13 protein-coding genes are annotated in these 10,961 nt (G+C 53.4%); 7 read left to right on the top strand and 6 right to left on the bottom strand.

Translation table 11 applies throughout. The annotated features are described in order from the left end of the window. Nucleotides 1–361: 361 nt before the first annotated feature. Nucleotides 362–685, bottom strand: a complete 324-nt coding sequence (locus KQI65_15540; GenBank protein MCB2206155.1) for a DUF3467 domain-containing protein — start codon at nucleotides 683–685, stop codon at nucleotides 362–364. A 24-nt stretch (nucleotides 686–709) separates the two neighbouring features. Further along, nucleotides 710–1,888, bottom strand: coding sequence for a tetratricopeptide repeat protein (locus KQI65_15535; GenBank protein ID MCB2206154.1), 1,179 nt, complete (start codon nucleotides 1,886–1,888; stop codon nucleotides 710–712). A 382-nt stretch (nucleotides 1,889–2,270) separates the two neighbouring features. On the opposite strand from KQI65_15535, the gene KQI65_15530 reads away from it, so the two are divergent. Genes KQI65_15530 through ruvX form a run of 3 tightly spaced genes read left to right on the top strand, consistent with a single transcriptional unit; the run spans nucleotide 2,271 to nucleotide 5,331 of the window. After that, nucleotides 2,271–4,475: a bifunctional (p)ppGpp synthetase/guanosine-3',5'-bis(diphosphate) 3'-pyrophosphohydrolase gene (locus KQI65_15530; GenBank protein MCB2206153.1), complete on the top strand. Its 2,205-nt coding sequence runs from the start codon at nucleotides 2,271–2,273 to the stop codon at nucleotides 4,473–4,475. Nucleotides 4,476–4,499: 24 nt separating this feature from the next. Then, on the top strand, nucleotides 4,500–4,904 hold the full coding sequence (locus KQI65_15525) for an integration host factor subunit beta (GenBank protein MCB2206152.1): 405 nt from the start codon (nucleotides 4,500–4,502) through the stop codon (nucleotides 4,902–4,904). Continuing rightward, a complete protein-coding gene (gene ruvX, locus KQI65_15520) occupies nucleotides 4,894–5,331 on the top strand; it encodes a Holliday junction resolvase RuvX (GenBank protein ID MCB2206151.1) in 438 nt (145 codons plus the stop codon). The genes KQI65_15525 and ruvX overlap by 11 nt, the downstream gene beginning before the upstream one ends. Before the next feature lie 39 nt (nucleotides 5,332–5,370). Here ruvX and KQI65_15515 read toward each other — a convergent pair whose 3' ends face one another. Genes KQI65_15515 through KQI65_15500 form a run of 4 tightly spaced genes read right to left on the bottom strand, consistent with a single transcriptional unit; the run spans nucleotide 5,371 to nucleotide 7,919 of the window. Further along, complete coding sequence (locus KQI65_15515) at nucleotides 5,371–6,453, bottom strand: hypothetical protein (protein ID MCB2206150.1); 1,083 nt, start codon at nucleotides 6,451–6,453, stop codon at nucleotides 5,371–5,373. A gap of 39 nt (nucleotides 6,454–6,492) precedes the next feature. Next, the gene (locus tag KQI65_15510; GenBank protein MCB2206149.1) at nucleotides 6,493–6,945 is read right to left on the bottom strand and encodes a universal stress protein; all 453 of its coding nucleotides are present in this window, start codon (nucleotides 6,943–6,945) and stop codon (nucleotides 6,493–6,495) included. Between the two features lie 6 nt (nucleotides 6,946–6,951). Then, complete coding sequence (locus KQI65_15505) at nucleotides 6,952–7,233, bottom strand: hypothetical protein (GenBank protein MCB2206148.1); 282 nt, start codon at nucleotides 7,231–7,233, stop codon at nucleotides 6,952–6,954. A gap of 47 nt (nucleotides 7,234–7,280) precedes the next feature. Next, nucleotides 7,281–7,919: a sigma-70 family RNA polymerase sigma factor gene (locus tag KQI65_15500; GenBank protein ID MCB2206147.1), complete on the bottom strand. Its 639-nt coding sequence runs from the start codon at nucleotides 7,917–7,919 to the stop codon at nucleotides 7,281–7,283. Nucleotides 7,920–8,215: 296 nt separating this feature from the next. On the opposite strand from KQI65_15500, the gene KQI65_15495 reads away from it, so the two are divergent. The 4 genes from KQI65_15495 to yajC all read left to right on the top strand — a co-directional run bounded on the left by KQI65_15495 (nucleotide 8,216) and on the right by yajC (nucleotide 10,961). Next, nucleotides 8,216–8,911 (top strand): hypothetical protein, encoded by a 696-nt coding sequence (locus KQI65_15495; GenBank protein ID MCB2206146.1) that lies wholly within the window; start codon nucleotides 8,216–8,218, stop codon nucleotides 8,909–8,911. A gap of 65 nt (nucleotides 8,912–8,976) precedes the next feature. Further along, nucleotides 8,977–9,423 (top strand): Rrf2 family transcriptional regulator, encoded by a 447-nt coding sequence (locus KQI65_15490; GenBank protein MCB2206145.1) that lies wholly within the window; start codon nucleotides 8,977–8,979, stop codon nucleotides 9,421–9,423. A gap of 46 nt (nucleotides 9,424–9,469) precedes the next feature. After that, the gene (gene tgt / locus KQI65_15485; GenBank protein ID MCB2206144.1) at nucleotides 9,470–10,603 is read left to right on the top strand and encodes a tRNA guanosine(34) transglycosylase Tgt; all 1,134 of its coding nucleotides are present in this window, start codon (nucleotides 9,470–9,472) and stop codon (nucleotides 10,601–10,603) included. 37 nt (nucleotides 10,604–10,640) lie between these two features. Beyond that, nucleotides 10,641–10,961, top strand: a complete 321-nt coding sequence (gene yajC, locus KQI65_15480; protein ID MCB2206143.1) for a preprotein translocase subunit YajC — start codon at nucleotides 10,641–10,643, stop codon at nucleotides 10,959–10,961.

Below are 10,961 nucleotides of genomic sequence, written 5' to 3'. Positions count from 1 at the left end.
CCGTCTCGAAACCCCGACCTTCTCTGACAGCAAGCGCATGATTCTCTCGAGGTAAACGCATTGTCGAGATAGACACGAAGAAACCGTACATCCAAACCCGGGTGAGCAATCACCCATGACGCAAAGAACATCCCCCGATCCTGCAAAGGGTCGGGGGATGCTCTTTTAAAGGGGGACGGTTACTGCACAGGGATGCGCCGCAGCGCAGACGTAATGAGATGTTTCTACTAAAAAAATACTCCGGCCAGAGCGACCGGAGTATTGTAAGGAAATGATCTGTCAGGCGGCAGATCCCGTCAGAGGGTTGAAGCCCTGAGGGATGATGCTTCAGATGGCTGTTGCCTTCACAACTCTTGTGGGATCAATGCATAACGCCGTCTGGTGGTGTTCCCGTGAACATCTGACCGGGATCCTGCGGGATACTGATCTCTCCGAACTTGCGTTCGAATTTCTCGATGTTGTCACGCAGGGCATTGAGCAGCAGCTTCGCGTGCACAGGTGTCATGACCACACGTGCATGCACCTTCGCCTTGGGAACACCGGGAAGGATGCGGGTAAAGTCAATAACGAATTCTGCATTGGAATGGGTGATGATGGCGAGGTTGCTATAGATGCCTTCAGCTTCTTTTTCGCCGAGTTCGATATTGACCTGCTGATTCCGTGGATCCTGTTGGGTGTTGCTCATTATTCCTCCAGTGGCGTGAGATTGTTATTTCCGCAATTCATCTGCCTTGTCGTAGGCCGCTGCTGCATCTTTGGTCATGCCAAGCGTCGCATAAATTTTGCCCGCGAGGTCCCAGTTTGACGCACTTTCCGGCTGGATGTCAAGAAGCTTCTGCAGATAGGGAATGGCCTTCCGAATGACGGATTTGAAATCCGACTGTGGAGCGTCGGCGCCGCCGCTTTCATCTGCATCACGCATGCTTATGCCGTGACGCAGGTAAGAAACGGAAATATTATAGAGCGCGCTGGTATTGTCCGGTTCAACGTTGAGGGCGCGTTCGAGATAATGCGCCGCCTTCTCAAACATGTTGATCTGGAGCAATGCCGTGCCCGCTGCATACTGTGCACCCGCATCTTTGGGATTGTTGTCTGCATAGGACTGGAACTTCTCCACCGCCTCGTTCACACGATCGGCAGCGATGTACGTGTTCAGCAGCTCATTGTTCAGATCAGGGTTCTCGGGGAAATCGGCAACAGCACGATTGAGCAGTGTCAGGGCCTCATCAAACTTGCCCTTCGCTGCCTCGGCATCACCACCTTCTTTCAATGCGTTTGCGTCCTTGCGCAACAGCTGTCCCAGTGCACTGTAGGCCTCGGGTGTTGGATTGGCTTCAATCTGCTTTGCCAGGGGCTCGCGCGCGGCTTCATTGTCGCCCATGCCCATCAGTGCAAAGGCCTCATACGTGTAGGCATTGTACGCTGCGGAACTGTCCGGTTCGAGCATGGTGGCGGCGGCGAAGGTTTCCGCTGCTTTCTTGTACAGTCCCTCGTTCTTGGTCATCTGTGCCTTCTTGAACGTCGTCGCGCCATAGTTGAATGCCTTGCCCCAGTATGAGAGGCGGTAGTTGTCGATCTCCGCCGTGCTCTTTCCACCGAGCTGCTGTGCTTTCGACCAGGCTTCCTGCAGCTTGCCGAACTCCTTTTTCTCAGCGTAGACATGGCCGATCCAGTACCAGCCTTCTGCGCTGTTGGGCTTCTGCGCGATTTCCTTTTCAAAGGCTTCCTGTGCCTTGTCCAGCTTCTCAGAATTCTTGCTCGACTGATACTGCTGGAGATACAGTTTCCCGCTGGTGATATTCGGGGATGAGCACTGAAAACCCATCGTCGCCATTCCGATGACAACAACGGTCAGCAGGGCCATCCGCGTCAGTGAGAATTGTTTCATGTTTTCCTCGGTCTCCTTGAGTAGATATGGGTCGTAATTGCTCAAATTTTCCAACCAACAAAATATCCATACCGTGGTGCAAAGGCAAGGACAGAGCTGTGCCCTGATCCCAGGAAAGCAGGAGCGCAAACACAAAGAAAGGCGAGAGGGGCTAAATGATAATTATTTCTCTTTTCTGATGATACTGTATTGTATCGAAGCAACATGTACATTTGTACTCTAAACATCGAATTTCAAAGAACATGCGATGAATTTCCTGCTTGACATTTGCAGGAATTCGCCTATATTGGACATCTAGGTATTAGAAATTATGTCACCAGAAAACGGGAAACATCGACAAGTACTCGGGGGACAGCGCAGAAGCAGCACCGCAACAGCTGGAATGCACCGGCAGAAACTTGAGGCGCTGCTCGCCGTTTGCCGTAACAACCTCGCCGCCGTGGATGAGGCGCTGATCAGTCATGCCTTTCACTACATGCTGCAGGCGCACAAGGAGCATCGCAGGAAATCGGGCGAGCCGTATTACACGCATCCGTACGCGGTGGCGATGATCGTTGCCCAGGAAATCCCGCTCGATGATGCCTCCGTGGTTGCGGCTTTGCTGCATGACGTTATAGAAGACTGCGAGGATTATACCTACGAGGATCTCAGTGAGGAGTTCGGAAGCACGATCGCGGATATCGTCGAAGGCGCGACAAAAATATCCACCATCCTCGTAAGTAAAGAAATTACAAAGGCGGAGAACTATCGCAAGCTGATGGTCTCCATGATACAGGACATCAGGGTTATCCTGGTGAAATTCGCCGACAGGCTGCACAACATGCGCACGCTCGAGTTCGTCAATGCACATAAGCAGGAACGCATTGCGCGGGAAACGCTCGAGATTTTCGCACCCCTGGCACACCGTTTCGGACTGGGACGAATCAAGTGGGAGCTGGAGGATCTTTCCTTCAAATATCTGCATGAGGAAGAGTACAGGAAGCTGAAGAAGCAGATTTCCATCAAGCGGCGCGATCGTGAGGCGTATATCAAGCGTTTCTGCGCTCCCCTGGAGGAGGAACTGGCCCGGGCCCATCTCTCATTTGAAATGAGCGGCAGGCCGAAGCACCTGTACAGCATCTACAAGAAAATGGTCGATCGCAATAAGACCTTCGATGAGATTTATGACCTCTTCGCCATCCGTATCATTCTCGATACGAAAGAGGAGAAGGACTGCTACCTGGCATACGCCGTGGTCTGCGAGGTCTATACGCCTATTCCCGAACGGTATAAGAATTATATCGCCCTGCCAAAACAGAACGGATACAAGTCCATTCACACCACCGTGCTGGGGCCTGACGGCAGGATGGCCGAGGTGCAGATTCGTACCAGGGAAATGCATGAGGTAGCGGAAAAGGGTATCGCCGCGCACTGGGCATACAAGGAGAGCATCCAGAACAAGGCCAGCGCATTCGAGAACTGGATTCGATGGGTCCGCGAAATTCTGGAAAGTCCGCAGGGCGGCGCAACGGAGGAAGAGGGTGCACGGCAATTGATGGACAATTTCCGTCGCAATCTGTACCAGGACGAAATTGTGGTGTTCACGCCGAAAGGAGATCTCATTGTGCTGCCCAATGGGGCGACACCGGTGGATTTTGCGTTTGAGATTCACTCCGAGGTAGGACTGCACACGATCGGTGCAAAGGTCAATGGACGCATCGTCCCGCTCAATCGCAAGTTGCACAGCGGTGACCAGGTGGAGGTGATCACCTCGAAGAACCAGAACCTGAGCATGGACTGGGAACAGAACGTCGTCACGCACAAGGCGAAGACGGCGATACGGCGCTATCAGAACGAGCAGACCAAGCAGATTCTGCAGAGGGGACGGGAGAAATGGGAGCGGAGGGCACGGAAGCTCAAGCTGCCGACGGATGAAGAACCGTTGCTGCGCGCTGCAGGCATCCTGCGCTTTCCGAGCCTGAGTAAAATGATGGTCGCGCTGGCGAAGGACGAGATTTCCGTCGAAGATATTGTGCGTGCCGTGCAGGCTCCGAAAGTAGAAGTTCAGGATCCCGTGCTTCCTCAGAAAAATCAGCAGGAAGTGTTCGAGGAGTTCGCCGAGCGCGCACGCAGCGAAAAAGGTGTCATGATCGAGGGACAGGCAGCGGACATCGAATACGAGTTCGCGCGCTGCTGCAGTCCCCTCCCCGGCGACGATGTCATCGGCTTTGTCACCCTCGGACGAGGCATCAAGATTCACAGGCGAAGCTGCCGCAACATTCAGCGCCTCGTCCGCGACACCTCTGACGGCAGCATGCGTGACAGGCTGATAGATATCTCCTGGCCGGAAAATAAAAGTACGGAGTATCTCGGCGGCATTCGCGTAGAGGGAGAGGACAGGCCCGGTATCCTCAATGAGATCGCACTGGCTGTGACCAGTTATCAGAATACCAACATACGTAGTGTTAACATAGAGACAGAGAATTCCTTCTTTCACGGTTCGGTGCTGGTGACGGTGCACAGTCTTGAGCATCTGCAGCGCCTGATCGAACGGTTGAAAAAGGTCAAGGGCATCTCGAGCGCCGAACGATATATCGAGATGTCGTAACCCCTCAAATGGAGGTAGTAATCCATGAAACAAAAGGTCCCCACACTAACACGAAAGGACATCGCGCGAAAAGTAGCAGATCAGCTTTCTCTCAAGGTGCAGGATGCAGATCATGTCGTTGATACTGTGCTGACATCCATACGAGAGCTGCTCATGACAGCAGATCCTGAGATTCGGCTCGAGGTCCGCGATTTCGGTGTCTTCGAGGTCAAGCTTACCAAGGCGAAACCACGTGCGCGGAACCCGAAGACCGGTGACAAAGTCTACGTGCCACCCCGGAGGAAGACGCATTTCAAACCGAGCAAGCTGCTCAAGACCTTCCTCACCAAGCCCCTGAGTCCCCAGGCCGAAGCGCGGCTGATGGAGCGTGACCTCGAGCAGGGGAATACGCTCACCCGCAGACCGGTGGAGGAATTTTTTGCCAAGTAATCACGGCCGCGTTCTTGCGATCGATTACGGCGAGCGGCGTGTCGGACTCGCGATGTCCGATGAACTCGGAATTATCGCCTCCGGCGTGGGCACGTTCGCGAATGATGGAACGTTACTCACGTCCATCGCCAACCTTATCGAGGAGCGACAGGTCATCAGCGTGGTTGTCGGACTCCCGCTGACACTGCGCGGAGAACACGGTGGTTCTGCTGAAATGGTAACGAAATTCGTCGATCAGTTGCGGAAGGTCATCGACAAACCTGTGCACCTGATCGACGAACGTTTCACTTCAACGATTGCCGAGCGTACGATACGGGAAATGGGGGTAGGGAAGAAGAAGAGGAGGGAGAAAGGGAAAGTAGACGAAATAGCCGCTATTGTACTGCTTCAGGGATACCTTGATACAAAGACAGGAACTGCCGGTTGAGACCGGCAGTTCCTGTACGACGCATTCGTATGCCGAAGCTTATTCCACCCAGTCCGCGATAAATACGTTGGTATCACCTTCCTTGCTGTTGTTCCTGTTGGAACAGAAAACCAGCTTCTTTCCATCCCTTGTGAACATGGGGAAACCGTCGAAACCCTCGAACCAGGTCAGCCTCTGGAGTCCGCTCCCGTCAACATTAATCATGTACAGGTCGAAGTTGCGGGGGTTCGTCTTGTCCATATTGGAGCTGAAAATGATGCGTTTCCCGTCCGGATGCATGAATGGGGCAAAATTCGCGGCGCCGTTATTGGTGATCTGACGCATGTTGCTGCCATCGGCATCCATGATAAACAGTTCCAGCGTAGTGGGACGCACAAGATGCTCCTCGACCAGCTCCTGATATGCGGCGAGTTCCTCGTCGGTCTCGGGCCTGCTGGCGCGGAAGACAATCTTGCTGCCGTCAGGGGAATAAAACGGTCCACCGTCGTACCCTTTCGTATGCGTCAGGCGGCGGACATCACTTCCGTCGAGATTCATGGTGTAGATTTCGGGATCGCCATCTTTCGTGGAAGTGAATACAATGCGATCCCCTTTCGGTGAAATCGTCGCTTCGGCATCATAGCCGGGAGAGGCGAAGAGGGTCCGGATTCCGCTGCCGTCCCGATTGATCGCATAGATATCAAACTCCGGATAAAGCTTCCATACATAGCCTTTGCTTCGGTCAGGTGAAGGCAGGCAGCCGGGATCGTGCGCATGGGTGGAAGAATACACCAGTGATTCACCGTCAGGCATCCAGTACGAGCATGTTGTGCGTCCTTCACCATTCGAGAGTCGGGCCATGTCTTTCCCGTCAATGGTCATGGTGAAAATCTGGTCGCATTCCATGTCGTAGTCTTTACGCTGAAACGTGAGCATGCTCTCGTCGAAGCTCAGGTATGCCTCAGCATTTTCTCCTTCGAACGTGAGCTGCCGCAGGTTTTGCAGCTTGCTTTCCTGTGGGAGCGTCAGTGATGAAGCTGCTGCCGTACTATCGTTCTCGGCGTGATCCTGGTCGTTCTTTTCCTGTCCGCATGCCGTCAGTATCAGCAACGAAAGGGCAATATATGGGATGAAGGTTCGCATAGGACCTCTGTATTCAATCTGAAAATGATGGGGGAAAAGTCAGTCTGCGGGTGTCGTATGCAATGTCACGACGGGGCAGAGGGCATAACGGACGACGCGCTGTGCGATGCTGCCGATGAAAAATTGTTCTAGTCCACTGCGCGCATTGGTCGAGATCACAATCAGGTCGGCGCTCACTTCCTCGACGTAGGCGAGGATTTCTTCCGCAGTCTCTCCCTTGCGCATCGCGACATGCACGGCAGAGGGCTTCTCGACTTTTGCCAGCAGCGCATCGCATTTCTCCCGCAGTTCCTTGATCATCACTTCTTCCACAACCTCTTCGTTCAGGTCGAACGTGCGCATGGACAGGACGGAAAAGACATCCTGATACACATGCAGCAGGTGCAATTCGGATCCGTAGAGTTTTGCCAGGTGCATTGCCTCACGCAGGAGAGGAAGGGAGGCGGAGGAGAAGTCCACAGGGACAACGATGGTGGAAACAGATTCGAGCATGAGACGCTACAGGGATGCCTGCCGGGATTTATAGACGTGGTACAGAATAGTCTTGATGGATTCTGCGGTCGATTCCGGACAACGAGTGTTCCGCGCATGCTTCATAAGGCAGAGCTTCGTGGCGATGTTCAGCTGGTATTCGCCCAGCAATTCAGGCCGCTCATGAACGACATGCTGCAGGAAGTCGACTTCTTCGTCAGAAAGTCCGCTCGATTCCTTGTCCGCGAGTGCACTGATATACTCGTTCAGCTCCTCTTCACTCAGCGATGTGTAATCACGTGTAGCCATAATGCAGTTGCTGTATAACCTTTCTCTTTCGTGTGCGGGAAGCCCCGTCAACCATTTTCCGTAGCTGCAGCTGTCGCTGCCGCGCTGTCTGAATTACCTTTTTTTCGTTTCTTCTCCTTGTCCTCGAAGCCGCGTTTCGTGGCGTAATCATACAGTTGCGATCGGAGCATTTTTCTGCCACGGTGCAGTCTGGAACGCACGGTCCCGATCGGACATTCCACGAAATCTGCAATCTCTTCGTAGGTGAATCCTTCGATATCACAGAGGATCACAACGGTGCGGAATTCCTCGGGCAGCGCTTCGAGGGCGGTGGATACGTCATCGTCGAGGATGTTGGAGAAAATCTTCTCTTCGAGATCATTCGGATCCGTCGATTCGGCACGGATGGAGTGATAGAACTCCTCGACATCGTTATAGTCAACCTTGGCCGGCTCTTTCGATGTACGCCGGTAGATGTTGATAAACGAATTTTTCATTATTCTGAACAGCCACGCCTTGCAGTTCGTTCCCTGTTCGAACTTGTCGAAAAAGCGATAGGCTTTGAGATAGGTTTCCTGAAGGAGGTCGTCAGCTTCATCTGGATCGCTGGTCATGCGAAGCGCGAAATTGTACAACGCATCCATGTGCGGGAGCGCTTCCCGTTCAAAATCCAGGTGCCGCTTCCGCAGTTCTTCTGTACTCTCCATCGTTTCAACGTCTCCCGATTCGTGTCTTTCCTGAATCTCGGGATCTGCTACAGACATAAGTCTCCATTTCATCGGTCAGGTAGTCATGAAATATACACTCCACCCCCCAAAGGAGCAACGTACCTTCCCCTGTGTGGAATCGCGCCGATTTACCGCAATTCCGTATATTGTATATGGTGATTTTTCAGTCTTTTTCCTTGATAATCAGCGCGTTTCTGCTATATTTCCAATTAAGATATGATTAATCTGCTTTATTCCAGACCGAATTGCAACACTAATCGACGTTCCCTTCCATAATGCTCAAGCAGTCCTGGTCCCTCGGGAGTACCGTCCCCGCCCTCTGCCCGAAATGCAATGCCGAAGCACTGCACCGTAGTCACACGCATACGGTGCTGGAAGAGAAACGCAAACATGTAAGTACGAAGCGTCCGTATCGTTGCCATGAATGTGACTGGCGCGGCTGGCTGGAAGAATCACAGCTGCGGTATTCAGCTTCCGTCGTCAAGGCGAAGGTCGTGAGTAATCACGAACAGGATGTTGAGATACCGGATATCCGCCTCGAAGGTGAGGATACCCTGGAACGCCGTATCGCAACGCACAGGGAAGGAGCATCGCCATCAGACGCGAAGAAAAGCAGCGACGCGAAAAATAACAGTGACGCGCAGAAAAGCAGCAGTGGCAGTGAACCCGGCGACAAGGAGGAGAGGCCGTCATTGGCTGACGATGCTCCCACGAAGGAAGAGGACGTGGAGCTCCCGAAGCCGCCCGAATTCGATGAGGCGAGCGGTAAGCCCCTCACACACAAGGTGAATCTTGCATTTCATCATCATGCCCGGCATACCGCGAAGCGCTGTCCGGGCTGTGGTGAAGCTTCCCTGTTTCGTTCACGCTCGCGCAACATGAGTGAGAATCTGAAAAAGCGCTTTACGAATAAACGATTGTATCGCTGTCATCGCTGCGGCTGGCGCGGCTGGCTGAGCAAGGGATTCTGAATCCCGGACAGCGGATTATCATGAAAACGACTCTCATCCACCCCACCACCTCAATGGATTGATCCATGCAAATCTCCAAATCAGCGGGTTATGCGGTTCATGGACTCGGGTACCTCGTGACTCGTGGCACACAGCAACCTGTTCAGATTTCCGAAATCGCCGAGGACCAGGACGTGTCCAAAACCTATCTGGCGAAAATTTTCCAGCAGCTCTCCACTGCCCGCATTGTCGTCGGACATCGTGGCGTCACTGGCGGCTACATCCTCGCAAGGGAGCCGAAAGAGATTACCCTTGTCGATATCATCGAGGCTGTCGATGGACCAATTATCCGGCGCCACTGCTGCCTGGGATTGTTCGGCTGCGCGATCAAGTCGAAATGTGCAGTCCTTGACGCATTCTCCGAAGCAAATGAACGTTTCGTCGAGACGCTGGAGAAAATGACGCTCAAGGATATGGTTGAAGGCATGACGAAGGCCAAGGCACCTTTCCTCGCATTCGGGAAAGGAAAATAATTCGGCGATCACGGTCGCGGCGTCCCCTGCCGCGATATCCTGAGCCTTGGAATTTCATCTCCACCATACGGACGCCGGCTGCAAAGCGCGGGCAGGGACGTTTCACACCGACCACGGGACGGTGGATACGCCCATTTTCATGCCTGTCGGAACACAGGGAAGTGTCAAGGCGGTGCAGCAGCGGGAGCTGCGCGAAATCGGCGCACGCATCATCCTGGCGAACACGTATCACCTGGCACTTCGTCCCGGTCCGGCACTGCTCGAAGAGGCGGGTGGACTGCACCGCTTCATGAACTGGGATCGGCCGATCCTCACTGACAGCGGCGGCTATCAGGTGTTCTCGCTCTCCGAACTGCGAAAAATCGAAAACGATGGTGTTACCTTCCAGTCGCATATCGATGGGTCGTACCACCGTTTCACACCTGAACGCGTCATTGATATACAGCGCTCCATCGGCTCCGATATCATGATGATACTTGATGAATGTCCCCCTGCCGACTGCGGCTACGAATACGCCGCTCGCAGTAATCAGCTGACGTTACGCTGGGCAGCCCAGGCGCGCGAGCATATCGCAAAGACGAATCCTCGCTACGGACATGCGCAATTCGGTTTCGGTATCGTGCAGGGAAATGTGTTTGAAGACCTGCGTACGGAAAGTGCAAATGGACTCGTTGATCTGGACTTTGATGGCTATGCGGTTGGCGGACTCGCCGTGGGCGAGGAGGCGGAAGTCATGTACCGGATCACCGAGCACACCACAACGCAGCTTCCCGAAAACAAACCACGTTACCTCATGGGGGTCGGTACCCCGGTGAATATCGTTGAGTCGATCGCACGCGGGATAGACATGTTCGATTGTGTCATGCCCACACGTAATGGCAGGAATGCCATGGTGTTCACTGCTGATGGCCCCCTGATGATAAAGAAGGAACGTTTCCTTCATGAGTATCGTCCGATCGATGATGAATGCGACTGCTACGCCTGCAGCAATTTTACGCGTGCCTATATCTCCAACCTGTTCCGTACGCGCGAAATACTGGGTCTGCAGCTCGCATCGATCCACAACCTTGCATTTTATCTGCGATTGACGCGTGATGCGCGAAATGCTATCTTTCAAGATACTTTCTCTGCATGGAAAGACGATTTCGTCGCGCGCTATCATGCAAAGGCAGCAACGTAACTTTCGACACACAGCATAAAACAGGAGTCACATCGTGATGACGCACTTACTGGCCATGGCACCGCAGCAGGGCGGCAGTGGCGGCGGCGGAATGTTCAGCACCCTGATCTTCTTCGCCCTGATTTTCGTGATCTTTTATTTCATGATTCTTCGTCCCCAGCAGAAACGCGCCAAAGAGCGCCAGAAGATGCTTGACAGCATCAAGAAAGGCGACAAGGTCGTGACCTCAGGCGGACTGCACGGGAAAATTGTCAATGTCGACGAGAAAACGGTTCTGCTCGATGTCGGTGATAATCTCAAGCTGAAGTTCGACCGCACGGCCGTCAATACTGTCACCAGGGAAGCGTCGGGCGAATAA

This window comes from bacterium (assembly GCA_020444325.1).
In the GTDB taxonomy this organism is placed as follows: Bacteria; Bacteroidota; Ignavibacteria; order SZUA-365; family SZUA-365; genus BM516.
This window is presented reverse-complemented; position numbering and strand designations above follow the sequence as displayed.